The organism is Umezawaea sp. Da 62-37 (assembly GCF_032460545.1).
In the GTDB taxonomy this organism is placed as follows: domain Bacteria; phylum Actinomycetota; class Actinomycetes; order Mycobacteriales; family Pseudonocardiaceae; genus Umezawaea.
Genome location: NZ_CP135965.1, coordinates 2,539,925 through 2,556,946, shown reverse-complemented (window position 1 = coordinate 2,556,946; position 17,022 = coordinate 2,539,925). Strand labels below are relative to the sequence as shown.

The 17,022-nt window shown below is 70.8% G+C and carries 14 protein-coding genes; 7 read left to right on the top strand and 7 right to left on the bottom strand.

Annotation, left to right across the window (positions count from 1 at the left end):
• Positions 1-52 precede the first annotated feature (52 nt).
• The 5 genes from RM788_RS11070 to RM788_RS11050 form a co-directional block, all read right to left on the bottom strand.
• The gene (locus RM788_RS11070; protein ID WP_315931519.1) at positions 53-1,045 is read right to left on the bottom strand and encodes a TIGR03842 family LLM class F420-dependent oxidoreductase; all 993 of its coding nucleotides are present in this window, start codon (positions 1,043-1,045) and stop codon (positions 53-55) included.
• 13 nt (positions 1,046-1,058) lie between these two features.
• Positions 1,059-2,444: a dihydropyrimidinase gene (gene hydA / locus RM788_RS11065; RefSeq protein WP_315931518.1), complete on the bottom strand. Its 1,386-nt coding sequence runs from the start codon at positions 2,442-2,444 to the stop codon at positions 1,059-1,061.
• Positions 2,441-3,283 (bottom strand): nitrilase-related carbon-nitrogen hydrolase, encoded by an 843-nt coding sequence (locus RM788_RS11060; protein ID WP_315931517.1) that lies wholly within the window; start codon positions 3,281-3,283, stop codon positions 2,441-2,443. Before RM788_RS11060 ends, hydA begins: the two co-directional genes overlap by 4 nt.
• Positions 3,280-4,833: an NCS1 family nucleobase:cation symporter-1 gene (locus RM788_RS11055; protein ID WP_315931516.1), complete on the bottom strand. Its 1,554-nt coding sequence runs from the start codon at positions 4,831-4,833 to the stop codon at positions 3,280-3,282. The genes RM788_RS11060 and RM788_RS11055 overlap by 4 nt, the downstream gene beginning before the upstream one ends.
• A 163-nt stretch (positions 4,834-4,996) precedes the next feature.
• Complete coding sequence (locus RM788_RS11050) at positions 4,997-6,931, bottom strand: ATP-binding protein (RefSeq protein ID WP_315931515.1); 1,935 nt, start codon at positions 6,929-6,931, stop codon at positions 4,997-4,999.
• A gap of 190 nt (positions 6,932-7,121) precedes the next feature.
• Between RM788_RS11050 and RM788_RS11045 the strand changes: the two genes are divergently transcribed.
• Positions 7,122-7,574, top strand: coding sequence for a hypothetical protein (locus tag RM788_RS11045; RefSeq protein WP_315931514.1), 453 nt, complete (start codon positions 7,122-7,124; stop codon positions 7,572-7,574).
• Between the two features lie 63 nt (positions 7,575-7,637).
• Here the strand turns inward: RM788_RS11045 and RM788_RS11040 are convergent, their stop codons facing one another.
• Entirely contained in the window at positions 7,638-9,254 is a 1,617-nt protein-coding gene (locus RM788_RS11040) for a PucR family transcriptional regulator (protein WP_315931513.1), read from the bottom strand.
• Between the two features lie 104 nt (positions 9,255-9,358).
• Here RM788_RS11040 and RM788_RS11035 point away from each other — a divergent pair, with 104 nt between their 5' ends.
• The 5 genes from RM788_RS11035 (at position 9,359) to RM788_RS11015 (ending at position 14,343) form a co-directional block, all read left to right on the top strand.
• Positions 9,359-10,651 (top strand): aspartate aminotransferase family protein, encoded by a 1,293-nt coding sequence (locus RM788_RS11035; RefSeq protein WP_315931512.1) that lies wholly within the window; start codon positions 9,359-9,361, stop codon positions 10,649-10,651.
• Entirely contained in the window at positions 10,648-12,138 is a 1,491-nt protein-coding gene (locus RM788_RS11030) for a CoA-acylating methylmalonate-semialdehyde dehydrogenase (RefSeq protein ID WP_315931511.1), read from the top strand. The genes RM788_RS11035 and RM788_RS11030 overlap by 4 nt, the downstream gene beginning before the upstream one ends.
• A gap of 182 nt (positions 12,139-12,320) precedes the next feature.
• A complete protein-coding gene (locus tag RM788_RS11025; protein ID WP_315931510.1) occupies positions 12,321-12,890 on the top strand; it encodes a malectin domain-containing carbohydrate-binding protein in 570 nt (189 codons plus the stop codon).
• Between the two features lie 185 nt (positions 12,891-13,075).
• Positions 13,076-13,393, top strand: a complete 318-nt coding sequence (locus tag RM788_RS11020; RefSeq protein WP_315931509.1) for an STAS domain-containing protein — start codon at positions 13,076-13,078, stop codon at positions 13,391-13,393.
• A complete protein-coding gene (locus RM788_RS11015) occupies positions 13,390-14,343 on the top strand; it encodes an anti-sigma factor RsbA family regulatory protein (RefSeq protein WP_315931508.1) in 954 nt (317 codons plus the stop codon). Before RM788_RS11020 ends, RM788_RS11015 begins: the two co-directional genes overlap by 4 nt.
• Before the next feature lie 3 nt (positions 14,344-14,346).
• On the opposite strand, the gene RM788_RS11010 is transcribed toward RM788_RS11015, so the two are convergent.
• A complete protein-coding gene (locus RM788_RS11010) occupies positions 14,347-16,392 on the bottom strand; it encodes an elongation factor G-like protein EF-G2 (protein WP_315931507.1) in 2,046 nt (681 codons plus the stop codon).
• A gap of 88 nt (positions 16,393-16,480) precedes the next feature.
• Between RM788_RS11010 and RM788_RS11005 the strand changes: the two genes are divergently transcribed.
• Entirely contained in the window at positions 16,481-16,960 is a 480-nt protein-coding gene (locus RM788_RS11005) for a pyridoxamine 5'-phosphate oxidase family protein (protein ID WP_315931506.1), read from the top strand.
• The last annotated feature ends 62 nt before the right edge of the window (positions 16,961-17,022 follow it).

The following is a 17,022-nucleotide window of genomic DNA, read 5'->3' as shown; positions in this document are numbered from 1 at the left end:
AGACGAAGCCGTGGCGAACGGGTGACACCCGTTCGCCACGGCCAAGTGGGAGCTAGACGTTCGGGATGACCTCGTTCCCGTACGCCGCCAGGGTTTTCTCCTTGTCGTCGTGCATGAGGTACAGCGCGAAGTTGGTCACGCCGATCTCCCGCAGCTCCTGGAGCTTGTCCACATGCGACTGCGCGGGCCCCGTCAGGCAGAACCGGTCGACGATCTCGTCGGGCACGAAGTCGGTGGACCGGTTCCCGGCCTTCCCGTGGTGGGAGTAGTCGTAGCCCTCGCGGTCCTTGATGTAGTCCGTCAGCGCCTTCGGCACGATCCCGGAGTCCCCGTAGCGGGCCACGAGGTCCGCGACGTGGTTGCCCACCATCCCGCCGAACCACCGCAGCTGGTCGCGCTGGTGCGCCAGATCCGTGCCCACGTACGCGGGCGCGGCGACGCACATCGTGATCGCCTCCGGATCCCGCCCCGCCGCCGCGGCCGCGTCCCGCACCGACCCGATGGTCCACCGGGCGATGTCCGGGTCGGCCGTCTGCAGGATGAACCCGTCCGCCTGCTCGCCGACCATCTTCAACGCCTTCGGCCCGTAGGCCGCCATCCAGATCTCCAGCTTCCCGTCCCGCACCCACGGGATCCGCACGGGCGTCCCGTGGTGCTCGACCTCCCGGCCCTCGGCCAGTTCCTTGATGACCGTCATGGCCTTGCCCAGCGTCGCGAGGGACGCCGGGGGCTGCCCGATGACCCGCCGGGCCGAGTCCCCGCGCCCGATCCCGCACACCGTCCGATTCCCGAACATGTCGTTCAAGGTCGCGAACAGCGACGCCGTGACCGACCAGTCACGGGTGCTCGGGTTGGTCACCATCGGGCCGACGACGAGGCTCGACGTGGCGGCCAGCACCTGCGAGTAGATGACGAACGGCTCCTGCCACAGCACGGCGGAGTCGAACGTCCAGCCGTAGCGGAAGCCGTTGTCCTCGGCCGACCTCATCCCGGCCACGACGTCGCTGGCGGGCGGGTCGGTTTGCAGCACGACACCGAAGTCCACTTTGCCGCCTTCCTTAGATGAGGTACTGGTTGAGGTCGCGGCCGAGGAACCTGCCGTGTCCGGCGCCGCCGTGGAAGCCGTCGCCGTCGACGACGACCTTGCCCCGCGACAGCACCGTGGACACCTTCCCGGTCAGCTCCATGCCCTCGTACGCCGAGTAGTCCACGTTCATGTGGTGCGTCTCGACCGACAGCGTCTGCTCGGCGGTCGGGTCGTACACCACGATGTCCGCGTCGGCGCCCGGCGCGATCACGCCCTTGCGCGGGTAGAGGCCGAACATCCGGGCCGGGGTCGTCGAGCTGATCTCGACCCAGCGCTCCAGGGTCAGCTCGCCGCGCACGACGCCCTGGTGCAGCAGGTCGATCCGGTGCTCGACGCCGGGGATGCCGTTGGGGATCTTCGAGAAGTCCCCGCGCCCCAGTTCCTTCTGGTCCTTGAAGCAGAACGGGCAGTGGTCGGTCGACACCAGCGACAGGTCGTTGGTGCGCAGCCCGCGCCACAGCTCGCCCTGGTGCTCCTTCGGCCGCAGCGGGGGGGACGCCACGTACTTGGAGCCCTCGAAGTCCGGCTTCGCCATGTCCTCGATCGACAGGTACAGGTACTGCGGGCACGTCTCCGCGAACACGTTCTGCCCGGTGTCGCGGGCCTTCGTCACCGCGTCCAGCGCCTGCGCGGCGGACAGGTGCACGATGTAGAGCGGCGCCCCGGTCACCTTCGCCAGCGCGATGGCCCGCGACGTGGCCTCGCCCTCCAGTTCCGGTGGCCTGGTCAGCGCGTGCTGCACCGGGTCGGTCCTGCCGCTCGCGATGGCCTGCGCGACGAGCTGGTCGATCGCGATGCCGTTCTCCGCGTGCATCATGACCGTGGCGCCGGTCTCGCGCGCCTTCTGCATGGCGCGCAGGATCTCGCCGTCGGTCGCGTAGAACACGCCGGGGTAGGCCATGAACATCTTGAACGTGTTCACGCCCGCGTCGATGCAGGACTCCATCTCCTTCAACGACGTGTCGTTGACGTCGGAGACGATCATGTGGAACCCGTAGTCGATCGCGCAGTTCCCGTCGGCCTTCGAGTGCCACTTGTCCAGTGTGGACAGCAGCGACGTCCCCTTGGCCTGCACGGCGAAGTCGACGATCGTCGTCGTCCCGCCCCACGCCGCGGCGATGGTGCCGGTCTCGAAGGTGTCCACCGAGGACGTCCCGCCGAACGGCATCTCCATGTGCGTGTGGCCGTCGATGCCGCCGGGGATCACGTACTTCCCGGTGGCGTCGATGGTCGTGTCGGCCTGGAGTTCGAAGCCGGGCGCGACGAGGGCGGCGATCTTCTCGCCCTGCACCAGCACGTCCGCGGCCACCGCGCCGGTCGCGTTGACGACGGTGCCGCCGCGGATCAGCGTGCTCACGGCTGCACCAGCGAGTCGTAGGTGTCGGGCCTGCGGTCGCGGTAGAACGCCCACAGGTCGCGGACCTCGGTGAGCAGGTCCATGTCCAGGTCGCGGACGACGATCTCCTCCTCGGTGTCCGACGCGGCCTCGCCGATCAGCTGGCCGCGCGGGTCCGCGAAGTACGTCTGGCCGTAGAAGTCGTTGTCGCCCAACGGCTCCACGCCCACGCGGTTGATCGTGCCGACGAAGTACTCGTTCGCCACGGCCGCGGCGGGCTGCTCCAGCCGCCACAGGTACTCCGACAGGCCGCGGCTGGTCGCCGACGGGTTGAACACGATCTTCGCGCCCGCCAGGCCCAGCGCCCGCCAGCCCTCGGGGAAGTGGCGCTCGTAGCAGATGTAGACGCCGATGCGGCCGACCGCGGTGTCGAACACCGGGTAGCCCAGGTTGCCGGGCTTGAAGTAGAACTTCTCCCAGAACCCCTTCACCTGCGGGATGTGGTTCTTGCGGTGCTTGCCGAGGTACGTGCCGTCCGCGTCGATCACCGCGGCGGTGTTGTAGTAGACGCCCGGCTGCTCCTCCTCGTACATCGGCACGACGAGCACGACGCCGTGCTGCTCGGCGACCTCGCACATCAGCCGGGTGGTCGGGCCGTCGGGGATCCGCTCGGTGTAGGAGTAGTAGTCCGCGTCCTGCACCTGGCAGAAGTACGGGCCGTAGAACAGCTCCTGGAGGCAGATCACCTGCGCGCCCTGCGAGGCGGCGGTGGCGATGGCCGCGACCGCGTTCGCGATCATCGACTCCTTGTCACCGGTCCACTTCGCCTGGATGAGACCTGCCCGGACGATGTTCGTCACTTGATCATCCCCTCGTTGGTGCGGTCGGTCGCTGTCCGCGACAGTGCCAGGTAGGTGACGAGCCCGCCCACCAGGCCGACCACCCAGTTGTAGTCGTAGAGCGGCTTCAGGAACGGGATCAGCCCGCCGGTCGGGAACGGGCCGCCGTAGGCGCCGCCGACCGCGAGCAGGCCGCCGACGACGGTCGCCACGACCGCGCGCCAGTTCCACCCGCCGGAGAACCAGTAGGACCCCTTGCCGTCCATGTACAGCGCGTCCAGTTCGATCCTGGTCTTGCCGAGCAGCCAGTACCCGGCGATGAACACACCGGCCACCGACGCCAGCAGGCCGCCGTAGAAGCCCAGCCACGCGAAGATGTAGATGCTCGGGTCGGAGATCAGCCGCCACGGCTGGATCACCACGCCGAGCACCCCGGTGATCAACCCGCCGACCGCGAACGTGATGCGGCGCGGGAAGGCGTTGGAGAAGTCGTAGGACGGGCTGACCACGTTCGCCGCCAGGTTCGCGGAGATCGTGGCGAGCACCAGCGCCACCAGCGCGACCACCACGACCAGCGGGTTGTCGAACCGGCTCGCCAGCGTCGCCGGGTCCCAGATCGCCTCGCCGTAGAGCGCGATCGAGCCCGAGGTGGTCAGGATCGCGACGATCGCGATGAACGACATCGTGGTCGGCAGGCCCAGCAGCTGGCCGAGCACCTGCTTCTTCTGGCTACCGCCGAACCTGGTGAAGTCCGGCATGTTGAGCGACAGCGTCGACCAGAACGCGATCATGCCCATCAGCGACGGGAAGAAGACCTTCCAGAAGTCCGCGCCCCAGCCCAGCTTCGACGGCTCGGACAGGATCGGCCCGAAACCACCCGCCTTCACCGCCACGTAGGCCAGCAGGATCAGGAAGCCCACCGACACCAGCGGCGCGGTCCAGTTCTCGAACCTGCGGATCGCGTCCATGCCGCGCCAGATGATCAGCATCTGCACCACCCAGAACCCCAGGAAGCACAGCCACAGCGTCCAGTGCTGGCCGAGCACCTCAGGGGCGGTCAGCCACCAGCCGCCGACCAGCTTGCCGACGATCACGTGCAGCGCCAGCCCGCCGACCCACGTCTGGATGCCGAACCACGCGCACGCGATGAACGCCCGCAGCAGCGCCACCAGGTTCGCCCCGCGCACCCCGTAGAACGCGCGGGCGAACACCGGGAACGGAATCCCGTACTTCGTGCCCGCGTGGCTGTTCAGCAGCATCGGGACCAGCACGATCAGGTTGCCGAGCGTGATCGTCAGGAAGGCCTGGACCCAGTCCATGCCCAGCGCGATCAGCGACGCCGCGAGCGTGTAGCTGGGGATGTTGTGCGCCATCCCCATCCACAACGCGAAGAAGTTGTACGTCGTCCAGGTCCGCTGCTCCAGCGGCACCGGTGCCAGTTCCGGGTTGAAGTACCGGCTCCCCGAGATCCCGGAGAAGTCGCGCAACTCGACTCGGCCATCCGGGTGAGTGATCTGCTTGGTCGTTGTGACCTGGCTTGCTGAGGTGGGCTCTGACGGGTCGACGGCCATCGGTCACATCCCTGTTACGCTGGCGAAACAGCGTGGTCGGTGTGCGCTTTCCATCCCGGAATCCTGGGATGGCGGGTGCGCCGAGGGCAGTGTCGAAGTGTCCACGCTTCCCATGATCAGTGAACACTCTGTCGGTTGCATGCCGATCGTGGAGCAGTCGCCTCTACGGGGTGAGTGCGGAGATCAGGTCGCGGACCTCGTCCGCCCGGTGGTCGTCCCGGGACCCCTCGAAGAGCACCAGCGACTCCTGGTAGGTCTCGACCGCCTCGGCGGTCCGCCCCGCCTCTGCGTACGCGCCGCCCAGGCTCCTCAGAGTGATCGCGGTGCCGAACCGGTCGTCCCGGTGCCGCTGGATCCGCAGCGAGGCGCCGTAGTGCTCGAAGGCCTGGTCGAGCCTGCCGCACGCCTGGTGCGCCCGGCCGATGCCGTGCTGCGTGATCGCGACACCGCCTTCCTGGCCGGTGCTCCGCTGCAACTCCAGGGCCTCGGTGAAGTACTCCATCGCCAGGTCGGCGTCGCCGAGGTCGAGGTGGGTCAGGCCGACGTTCGAGAGGCTGATGCCGAGTCCGCGCGGATCGTGCACCAGGCGCCGGATCGCCAACGAGCGCTCGCAGCACGGCAGAGCCAGATCCGGGCGGTCCATCTCCCGGTAGGTCGCTGCCAGCACGATCAGCGCGGAGCCGATGCCGATCGGGTCGTCCATCTCCTCCTGGATGGCGAGCGAGCGCTCGCAGAACCGGATGGCCTCGGCGAACCGCCGCTGCTGCCGGTGGATCGTGGCGAGCCGGTTGTAGACCTTGGCGAGCGACTTGCGGTCGACCAGCCGCGCCGCGGAGTCCACCGCCATCTCCTGGAGGGTGAACCAGTCGGCCATGTGCTTGCGGAGCGAGAAGTAGCGGAACATCGCGTCCGCGATGCCGACCACCTGTTCGGCGAGCCCGCGCTCGTGCGCGGTGGTCGCGACCTCCAGGACGCTGCGGTGGTGCCGGTCCATCCAGCCGACCGCCTCCGGGGTGCAGCGGTGGATCTCGATCCCCTTGGCGTGCTCGGCGGCGGTGGTCCGGTAGTGGGCGATCATCCGGTCCTCGGCCGCGGTCCGCTCGGTCTCGGGTTCCTCTTGCAGGCACAGGGCCGCGTACTGCCGGACGAGGTCGTGGAACCGCGTGCCGCCTTCCAGCAGGCTGGCCCTATGGAGGTCCCTGAGCAGCATCTTGGCCTTGCCCGACGGCAGCCCCGAGAGCGCGGCCGCGGTGTCCGCGACTACCTCGTCACCGGGGTGCAGGGACAGCAGCCGGAACATCCGCCGCTGGTCGGGGGACAGCCACCGGTACGACAGGGCGAAGGTCGCGGCCACCTGGCGGGTGTCGCCGTCGTCGAGCAGGGGCAGCCCCTCCGCCCGCAGCTCCGCGGCCCAGTCGGTCGCGGACTCCAGGTCGATGTGCGCCGCCATGATCTTGAGCGCGAGCGGTAATCGACCGCACAGCTCGGCCAGTTCGGGGTCGCCGACCAGTTCCACCGCTTCCTCCAGGGGGAGTACCCCGAGCGGGATCCGGGTGCCGCCCAGATCCGTGAGGCGGTGCCTGCTGGAGACGAGCACCCGGTGCCGGTCGACGAGCAGCGGTTTGACCTGTTTGGCGGAGGAGGCGTTGTCCAGCAGGACGAGCATGTCCTCGCGCTCGGCCATCGCGCTGCGGAACAGCGCGGACCTCTCGCTCTCCTCCGGCGGGATGTCCTCCTCCCGCGTTCCGAGCGCCCGGAGGAACGACCGCAGCGCCTGCGTCGGCTCGACGTGGAGCCTGGCGTCGTAGCCGTGGAGGTTCAGGTTCAGCGACCGACCGGGGAACCTGGCCTTCTCCCGGTGCGCGTAGTGCAGGAGCAGCTGGGTCTTGCCGATGCCGCCGAGGCCGTGGACCAGGGTCAGGCCCCTGCCCGCCCTCAACTCCTCCAGCTCCGGTAATCGTCCCGTGAACGTCCCGGACACCGGTGGCAGGCCGTTGAGCGCGGTGGGTGGCGGCGGGAGGTTGGTGATGTTCACCGTGTCGATCGACGCGGCCTGCACCAACGAGCCGTGCACCGTGCCGGAGTTCGTGTTGTGCATCGGACAGTTCTACCCGCGTCGGATCTCCGCGCACCACCGCCCTTCCGGCCGTGGTGCGCAAGGGAAGCGTTTCCACGATGGAGTGACGGGGGCACGCAGAGTCAGTCACCCCATCGGGCGGGTGTGGGGCCGCGTCCGTCCTGCCGATGTGGAAGAGGTCCCCGTCAGGTCCCCTCAGGTTAGGAACACCGTGTTTCGCACCCGCCCGCGTGGTTACCTCCGCGCTGCCGCCCTGCTCGTCGCCGGTGCCGCCCCGTTGCTCAGCGGTGCCGCCTCCGCGACCGCCGCCCCGTCGCTCGACGGCCTCAACGGCAACGTCAGCGGCGCGCCGGAGCTGAAGACCGACGTGGCCGACGAGTCCGGCACGTACGCGGGAGGCAAGGCCGTGAAGCTGCCCGTGCCCACCGCGCTGCCGCAGACCCCGCAGGTCCTGCAGGCGGTGGACCCCGCGCACGCGCTGCCGGCGTCCAAGCCCACCGCCGCCGTCGACGGGGAGCGCACGCTCGTGGGCCCGCCCAACGTGTCGACCTCGAACCAGCTCCCGGTGAACGTGCTGCCGGTCAACCGGCTGCCGGTGGACCAGTTGCCGTCGCTGCCGGTCGTCGGCCCACTGCCCTCGACGGGCCTGCCGATCCTGAACTAGGACCCGCACACACCTCGAGAGCCCATGACGCAGGTGCCACTGCGTCATGGGCTCTCGTGCGTTTCACGCCTTGAGGTCGTGCACCAGAAGTGCGACGTGCAGGGACAGGATCGACTCCGGGTCCTCCAGCGAAACCCCCAGCACCTGCTCGATCCGCGCCAACTGCTGGTAGTACGCCGTTCGCGACAGGTGCGCGGCGGCCGCGGCGGCGGACTTGTTGCCGCCGTGCTCGCACAGGCAGCGCAGCAGTTCGACGAGCCTGCTGCCCTGCGCGGTGTCGCGGGCCAGCAGCGGTCCCAGTTCGCGGTCGGCGAAGGCGCGCAGCCGTTCGTCCTCGCGCAGCAGGTGCAGCAACCCGTGCAGCCGCACGTCGTCGAGCCGGTGGTAGAGCCGGGTGCTCGGCGACCGGAGCGCGGCGCCCGCGATGTGCACGGCCTCGCCGAGGCTGCGGCGGACATCGGCGACGACGGTCACGGTGGTGCCCGCGGCCACGACGACGGGCAGTCCGTGCTGCGTAGTGGCGGCCATCCGGTGCACCTCCTTCGCCAGCCTGCGCAGCACCCCGTCCAGCCCGGCCGTCGACGGCAGCGACAGCAGCGCGCGCACGCTGGTGTCGTCCACGACGCCGACCAGCGCGGGCACGGTCACCCGCCGGGCGGCCAGCGCGGTCGCCTCCGCGAGGTCGCGCAGGACCTCTTGCGTGGCAAGGGTCTGCGCGGGTGACGGCGAGGTGCCCGGCCGGATCGCGATGCCGACCAGCTGCCTGCGCTCCAGCGGCACGCCCAGCGCGGCCGCCCGCGCGGACAGGTCCGCGGGCGGTTGCGACTCGCCCAGCAGCTGGGCCAGCAGCGTGCGGTGGGTCTGCCGTTCCAACGACTCCCGGTCGCGCGCCACGAGCCGGTGCACGGCCAGCGCGGACGCGGCGCGTTCGGCCACGACCACGTGCCGGTGCGGGGGCGGCTCCGGCGACACCAGGACCAGCCGCCCCCAGTCCGCGCCGCGGGCCCCGACGACGGTGACCAGCCAGCCCGACTCCTCGTGGTAGGCGGTCCGCTCGGACACCGAGATCGCCCGCGACCGCTGCCCCCAGTCGGCGAGCAGCGCCGTCGGGTCCTCGCCCGCCGCGTCGTAGGCGAGCACCTCGTGGCCCAGCGTCTCCAGCACGACCGGTAGCCCGGCGGTGCGGGCCACCTCGCGCAGCACCTCGGCCGGTTCCGCGCCCGCGACCGTCAGCGCGGTGAACGTCTCGTGCACCTGCTCGGCGGCCCGCAGCTCGGCGAGCTGCGCGTCCACGATCAGCGCCACCACCGCCTCGGTCACGGTGACGAACCTGGTCTCCTGCGCGAGCGTGACCAGCGGCAACCCGTGCCGCTCGGCCGCGCTGACCAGCGCCCCCGGCACCTCGTCGCTCCACCGCCGCACCAGCTCCACGACCAGCCCGGCGGCGCCGACGGCGGCCAGGTCGTCGACGTAGCGGGTGAGCCCCGCGTCGTCGGAGGGCAGCAGGAGCCCGGTCGTCAGCACGAGTTCGCCGCCGCGCAGCAGGTGCGCGATGTCGGCGACCTCGGCCACGTGCGCCCAGCGCACCCGGCCCTGCATCCCGGCGGCCCCGGCGATGACCCGCGGCCTGCCCCGGCGGATCACCGGGAGGGCCAGTGCTTCGGCGACCGTGGGGTACATGGACACAACGTAATGCGATCAAGGGCAAAGGGGTACAGGTTGTGCATGGTGGCCGGACACCGGCCCCAGCAGACTCGGAGGCAGGACTACAGACGGAGGACGCGATGGCGGCACACCGGGAACTTCTCGCCCGGCACCGAGCGGTCATGCCCAACTGGATGGCCCTGTTCTACGACGAGCCGATCGAGATCGCGAGCGCGAGCGGCAGGCGCGTGACCGACCGCGAGGGCCGCACCTACCTCGACTTCTTCGCGGGGATCCTGACCAACGCGGTCGGCTACGACGTCCCCGAGATCTCGGACGCGATCCGCGCCCAGCTCGACACCGGCGTGTTCCACACCTCGACCCTGTACCTGATCGACAAGCAGGTGGAGCTGGCCGAGCGGATCGCCGAGCTGTCCGGCATCCCGGACGCGAAGGTGTTCTTCACGAACTCGGGCACCGAGGCCAACGAGACGGCGCTCATGCTCGCCACCCAGTACCGCCGCAGCGACCAGGTCATGGCGCTGCGCAACTCCTACCACGGCCGCGCGTTCGCCACCGTCGCGATCACCGGCAACCGCGGCTGGTCGGCCAGCTCGCTGAGCCCGGTCAAGGTCAGCTGGGTGCACGGCGGCTACCGGTTCCGCAGTCCGTTCCGGCACCTGTCCGACGCCGATTACATCAAGGCCTGCGTGGACGACCTGCGCGAGATCATCGAGGTGACCACCTCCGGCGACGTGGCCTGCATGATCGCCGAGCCGATCCAGGGCGTCGGCGGGTTCGCCACCCCTCCGGACGGGCTGTTCGGCGCGTTCAAGGAGGTCCTGGACGAGTACGGGATCCTGTTCATCTCGGACGAGGTGCAGACCGGCTGGGGCCGCACCGGCGAGAACTTCTGGGGCATCCAGGCGCACGGGGTCGTGCCGGACGCGATGACGTTCGCCAAGGGCCTCGGCAACGGGCTCGCCATCGGCGGCGTGGTGGCGCGGGCCGACCTGATGGACTGCCTCGGCGCGAACTCGCTGTCCACGTTCGGCGGCAACCCGGTCTCCACGGCGGGCGCGCTGGCCACGCTGGACTACGTGCTGGAGCACGACCTCCAGGCCAACGCGCTCAAGCTCGGCGCGCGGCTCGTGGAGGGGCTGCGCTCGGTGGCCGAGGAGAACCCGGTCGTCGGCGACGTCCGCGGCAAGGGCCTGATGGTCGGCATCGAGCTGGTCGGCCCGGACGGCGAACCCGCCCCGAAGGCGGCGCTCGGGGTGCTCGAGGGCGCCCGCGAACGCGGTCTGCTGATCGGCAAGGGCGGCCTGTACGGCAACGTGATCCGGCTGGCACCGCCGATGACGGTGACCGCCGACGAGGTCGAGGAGGCGCTTGTGGTGCTGCGTGGAGCGATCGGGGAGGCGTCCGCGTGAGGATCACGCACCGGATCGGCGGCAAGACGTGGGCCGGGGTCGGCGAGCGGACCGGTGACGTCTACGACCCGGCCACCGGGCAGGTGGCGAGCACGGTCGACTTCGCGAGCACGGCCGACGTGGACGAGGCCGTCGCGGCGGCGAAGGGGGCGTTCGCCAAGTGGCGCGGTGCTTCCCTCGCGCAGCGGGCCACGGTCATGTTCGCGTTCCGCGAGCTGTTCAACGCCCGCAAGGACGAGCTGGCCGCGATCGTGACGGCCGAGCACGGCAAGGTGCTCTCCGACGCCGCCGGGGAGATCCAGCGGGCGTTGGAATCGGTCGAGTTCGCGTGCGGCATCCCCAGCCTGATCAAGGGCGGCTTCAGCGAGAACGCCTCGACGAAGGTCGACGTCTACTCGATCCTGCAACCGCTCGGCGTGGTCGGCGTCATCTCGCCGTTCAACTTCCCGGCGATGGTGCCGCTGTGGTTCGTGCCGAACGCCATCGCGTGCGGCAACACCGTGGTGCTCAAGCCGAGCGAGAAGGACCCGTCCGCGGCGAACTTCATCGCGGACCTGTTCGCCGAGGCCGGGCTGCCCGACGGGGTGCTGAACGTGGTGCACGGCGACAAGGTGGCCGTGGACCGGATCCTGGAGCACCGCGACGTGAAGGCGGTGTCGTTCGTCGGGTCCACGCCCATCGCGCGGTACGTCTACGAGACGGGGACCGGCAACGGCAAGCGCGTGCAGGCGCTGGGCGGGGCCAAGAACCACATGGTCGTGCTGCCCGACGCCGACCTCGACCTGGCGGCGGACGCGGCGGTGTCGGCCGGGTTCGGCTCGGCGGGGGAGCGCTGCATGGCGATCTCCGTCGTGGTCGCGGTCGACCCGGTGGGCGACGAGCTGGTGGCCAAGATCCGCGAGCGGATCGCCGACCTGCACGTGGGCGACGGCCGCCGCCCCGGCTGCGAGATGGGGCCGCTGGTCACCGGCGCGCACCGGGACAAGGTCGTGTCGTACGTGGAGGCCGGTGTCTCCGAGGGGGCGACCCTGGTGGTCGACGGCCGCGGGCACCTGATCGACGGCGACGGCGCCGGGTTCTGGCTCGGGCCCACGCTGTTCGACCACGTCGGCACGGACATGAGCGTCTACACCGACGAGATCTTCGGCCCGGTGCTGTCCGTGCTGCGCGTGCCCGCCTACGACGACGCGGTGGAGGTCGTGAACGACAACCCCTACGGCAACGGCACGGCGATCTTCACCAACGACGGCGGCGCGGCGCGGCGGTTCCAGAACGAGGTCGAGGTCGGCATGGTCGGCGTGAACGTGCCGATCCCGGTGCCGGTCGCCTACTACTCGTTCGGCGGCTGGAAGGACTCGCTGTTCGGCGATTCGCACGCCTACGGGCCGGAGGGCGTGCACTTCTTCACCCGCACCAAGGTGGTCACCAGCCGGTGGCTCGACCCGTCGCACGGCGGCGTCAACCTCGGGTTCCCCCGGAACACCTGATCGGGCGGAAAAACGGGAATGGTTATGGGGTTCACGCCCCATAACCATTTTCCGCCCCCTGTTCTCCGTCTCGGGTGGTGTTCATCCGGGCGGCGCATCCTGCCCTGGAAACCATTCATCCGCACGGTCCCGCGCTCTAGTTTGTAGTTCGAGGTAAACCCTGCGAACACCGGAGAGCCCCCTTGAAGCACTTCCGACGAACGGCCGCCGTGCTCGCCGCGCTGGCACTGGTGGTGGGCGGCGCGAGCGTCGCCCAAGCCGAGCCCGCGACCGTGAACATCGACGCGGGCGGGCCGGGTGACGCGACCTTCGCGCCCGACTCGTTCGGCACCGGTGGTCTCGTCGACACCAAGCCCGCCGCCGCGCCGAGCCTGGCCAACTGGCGGGCCGCCCACCCGATCCCGACCGAACTCTGGCACACGTCCCGCTACCTGGAGTCCTCCTACGTCGTCCCCGGTCTCACGCCCGGCGCGACCTACGAGGTGCGCCTGTACTTCATGGACTGGTACTTCAAGGGCAAGTCCGGCATGCGGATCTTCGACGTGGCGATCGACGGCACGAAGGTGCTGACGGACTTCGACATCATCGCCACCGCCAAAGCGCTCGGCGCCGACGGCGGGAACAACTTCGGCCTGGAGAAGGACTTCACCGCCGTGGTCGGCGAGTCCGGGACGGTCACCATCGACTTCATCCGCGGCAAGGAGGACCAGCCGCAGGTCAACGCGATCGCGCTGGTCCCGGTCACCCCGTGACCTGAGGAGGGGAAGGGGGTCGCCATTTCCGGCGGCCCCCTTTTTCTTTGCCGGATGGAATGTTTTCCCCCGATCGGGGGAGTTGAACGCGCGCTCGGGAATCACGTACGGTTCCCCCGGTACGTGCGCATCCCGTCCGGGGCCGGGATGGTGTCCACGAAATTCGCGCTAGGAGCACAGAACAAGTGGTCATCACGCCCCAAGGCGATCCTCCCGGCCTGGTCCTGACCGGAACGATAGGCGCCGCGGACCTCGAGGCCCTGCGATCGGCCCTCCTCGACGGCGGGACCCCCGCGCACCGCGAGGTCAGGGTCGACATGCGGCAGGTGCCGTTCCTGCTGCTGGGCACCGTGCGCACGCTGGTGCGCACCGCCGCCGAACTGGCGGAGGACGGCCGGAGCCTCGTCCTCGACCTCGCGCCCCACCACGAATGGGCCATCGGCGCGGTCGGGTGGGCCAACGCCCCCGGCCTGGTCATGGTGAACGGAGAAGTGCGCCGATGACCAACGTGAACTTCCGGCACGACGCGGCGGTGTACGGCAGCGACGACGAGTTCCTCGCGATGGCCGTCCCGTTCGTCGTGGGCGGGCTCGACCTGGGTGAGCCCGTCCTGGTCACCACGACGCCCGCAAACATCGACCTGCTCCGCTCGGCGCTCGGCGGGCGCGCGGACGACTTCGACCACGCCGAGACCGCCTACTTCGGCCGCAGGCCGCCGGAGCGCGCGACCGAGTTCTTCCGCTACTGGCAGCGCAGGGCGCCCGGTTCCGGCCGCAACGTGCGCGTGCTCGCCGAGCCGCTGTGGGCGGGCCGCACCGAACGCGACGTGCGCGCGTGGCGGCGGATGGAGTCCGGCCTCAACGTCGTGCTCGCGGACACCAACGTGTGGATGATCTGCCCGTACGACACCAGGGTCGTCTCGGAGGAGGGCGTCGCGCACGCGCTCAGGACGCACCCGGCGGACGTGCGCGGCACCGAGTCGATCCCGTCGTCGGAGTACGTCGACCCGGTCGAGTACGCCCACGCGTGCGACAGCGTGCCGCTGCCGGAACGCCCGGCGGACGCCGCCGTGCTGCCGCTGCGCGGCGACCTGAACGCGTTGCGCCGCTTCATCGTCGGCACCGCCGTGAACCTCGGGCTGTCCGAGGACACCGCCGCCATGCTGACCGTCGCGGTCGGCGAGACGCTGGCGTTCCTGCGTGACGACGGCCACGTGGCGATGTGGCTCGACGGCGGCGCGGTGGTGTGCGAGCTCAGCGCCGCCGCGTCCGGCGACCTCGGTCCGTTCGCCGGGTTCCGCCCGCCGGAGGTGCACCGCTCGGCGGAGACCGGCGACGGGCTGTGGATCACCCGGCAGATCTGCGAGGCGGTGGACATCAGGACGAGCCGCGGCGTGGCGGTGTTCCGGCTGCACATCTCCGGTCCGCGCACCGCCGAGCTGGGCAGGTGGTGAAGGTCAGCCCGGCAGCGGGTCGAACCGGACGAACCGCCTGCTGAACGACGCCGTGCCGGAGGTGAGCGAGCGGAGTTCCACGGCGTACCGGAGCAGCGCCGAACTGGGCACCTCGGCGCGGATCGTGGTGTGCGCGGTGGAGTCGGTCTCGGTGCCCAGCACCCGGCCGCGCCTGCCGGACAGGTCGCCCAGCACCGTGCCGAGGTGCTCGTCCGGCAGGCGGATGGAGACCTCGTCGGTGGGTTCGAGCAGCGACAGGCGGGCGTTCGCGGCGGCGTCCTTGAGCGCCAGCGAGCCCGCGGTCTGGAACGCGGCGTCGGAGGAGTCGACCGAGTGCGCCTTGCCGTCGACCAGGGTGACCCGGATGTCGACCACCGGGTGGCCGTCCCGCAGGCCGCGGTCGAGCTGCGCCCGGATGCCCTTCTCGACGCTGGGGACGAACTGGTGCGGCACGGCGCCGCCGACGACCCGGTCCACGAACTCGAAGCCGTCGCCGCGGGGCAGCGGCTCGACGACGATGTCGCACACGGCGTACTGGCCATGCCCGCCGGACTGCTTCACGTGCCTGCCGTGGCCCCTGGCCGCCGCCGCGAACGTCTCGCGCAGCGACACCCGCACCGGCTCCGTGTCGACCTCCGCGCCGCCCGCGCGCAACCGGGCCAGCACGACGTCGGCGTGCGCCTCGCCCATGCACCACAGCACCATCTGGTGCGTCTCGGCGTTGCGCTCCAGGCGCAGCGTCGGGTCGCCCGCGACGAGCCGGTTGAGGTTGCGGGCCAGGTTGTCCTCGTCGCTGCGGCTGCGCGGCACGACCGCGACCGGCAGCAGCGGCTCGGGCATCGGCCACGGCGCCATCAGCATCGGCTTGTCCGGGTCGGACACCGTGTCGCCGGTCTCGGCGGAACCGAGCTTCGTCAGCGCGCACACGTCGCCCGCCACGCAGTACGGCACCTCGCGCAGGGCGGCCCCGAGCGGCGAGTAGACGTGCGCGACCCGCTCGTCGGCGTCGTGGTCCTCGTGCCCGCGGTCGGCCAAACCGTGCCCGGACACGTGCACCGGGCGTTCGGGCCGCAGCGTCCCGGAGAACACCCGCACCACCGACACGCGGCCGACGTAGGAGTCGACGGCGGTGCGCACGACCTCGGCGACCAGCGGCCCGTCCGGGTCGGCGGCCAGCCGGGGCCGGGGGAAGCCGTAGAGGCCGATCACGTCGGGCAGCGGGTGCTCCAGCGGCGACGGGAACGCGCGGACGATGCCGTCGAGCAGTTCGGGCAGGCCCTTCCCGGTCGCCGCGCACACCGTCAGCACCGGGTGGAACGAGCCGCGCGCCACGGCCTTCTCCAGGTCGGCGACCAGCGTGGCCTGGTCGATCTCCTCGCCGTCGAGGTAGCGCTCCATGAGCGTCTCGTCCTCGCTCTCGGAGATGATCCCCTCGATCAGCTCGGCCCGTTCGGCGGCGTGGTCGGCCAGTTCGGCGGGGTCCCCGGTGATCAGCCCGACCAGCCCGTCGCCGCGTGGCGCGTACAGGGGAACCACACCGGGGCCGAAAGCGTTCTGACAGGCGACGACCGCGTCGCGGACGTCGGCGCGGTGGTGGTCGGTCCGGGTGATCACGACCGCGCGCGGCATCCCGACGGCGGCGCACTCCGCCCACAGCGCGGTGGTGGAGGCGTCGAGGCCCTCGAAGGCGTTGACGACGAACAGGGCGGCGTCGGCGGCCCGCAGACCCGCGCGCAGTTCCCCGACGAAGTCGGCGTAACCGGGGGTGTCGATGAGGTTGATCTTGAAGTCGCCGTGCCGCAGCGGGGCGATCGCGAGACCGACGGAGCGCTGCTGGCGCACGGCGGCGGGGTCGTGGTCGCACACGGTGGTGCCCTCGGTGACCGACCCGGCCCGCGAGAGGACGCCGCTCGCGGCGAGCAGCGCCTCCGTCAGCGTGGTCTTGCCCGCCCCCGACGGGCCGACCAGCACCACGTTGCGCACCTTGGCCGGGTCGTCCACGGCGACCAGGCCCGCCGAGTGGCCGTTGTCGTTGCTCTTGGTTCCCATGGAACCGCCCTCCATGACCCGCGGACGTCAACGGTTGCGGATGTTCTGTGTCCGATCTCACACCCGAACCGGCTGAGGGGACAAGACGTTGGAGCCGATTCCGGAGCATCCGGTGCTGTTCGGGCAGCCGGTGCCGCAGGGCGAGCTGCTGCCCTGGTCGTGGGCGCGCGAGCGGCTGGACCGCGCTCGCGACTTCTGGATCGCGACCACCAGGCCGGACGGCAGTCCGCACACCCGACCGGTGTGGGGCGTGTGGCTGGACGGCGGGTTCTGGTTCTCCACCGGGTCGTCGGCGGCGCGGAACCTGGCGGGCAACCCGGAGATCTCCGTGCACCCGGCCGCGGCCGACGAGGTGGTGGTCGTGGAGGGCGCGGCCTCGGTCGACGTGTCCGCCGAGGCGGTCGCGGCCTACAACGCCAAGTACTCCTGGACGTTCGAGCCGGACGGCGACGGCGTGCGCGACGGCGACGGGACGGTCGGCGCGGCGTTCCTGGTCCGGCCGAGGGTGGTCTTCGGCTGGGACGCGGACCTGCGCGCGCCGACGCGGTGGCCCTTCTTCGTGGCGTAGGCCACCACCTGCGGCGGAATGCGAAGTGGCCTGCCGGGAACGGGCCGGATTGGCCCGCGCCG

Excerpts from the sequence above, each read along its gene's own strand:
- RM788_RS11035 (WP_315931512.1), top strand. The coding sequence starts at position 9,359 with ATGGCGGCACACCGGGAACTTCTCGCCCGGCACCGAGCGGTCATGCCC.
- RM788_RS11055 (WP_315931516.1), bottom strand. The coding sequence starts at position 4,833 with ATGGCCGTCGACCCGTCAGAGCCCACCTCAGCAAGCCAGGTCACAACG.
- RM788_RS11010 (WP_315931507.1), bottom strand. The coding sequence starts at position 16,392 with ATGGGAACCAAGAGCAACGACAACGGCCACTCGGCGGGCCTGGTCGCC.
- RM788_RS11050 (WP_315931515.1), bottom strand. The coding sequence starts at position 6,931 with ATGCACAACACGAACTCCGGCACGGTGCACGGCTCGTTGGTGCAGGCC.
- RM788_RS11040 (WP_315931513.1), bottom strand. The coding sequence starts at position 9,254 with ATGTACCCCACGGTCGCCGAAGCACTGGCCCTCCCGGTGATCCGCCGG.
- RM788_RS11015 (WP_315931508.1), top strand. The coding sequence starts at position 13,390 with ATGACCAACGTGAACTTCCGGCACGACGCGGCGGTGTACGGCAGCGAC.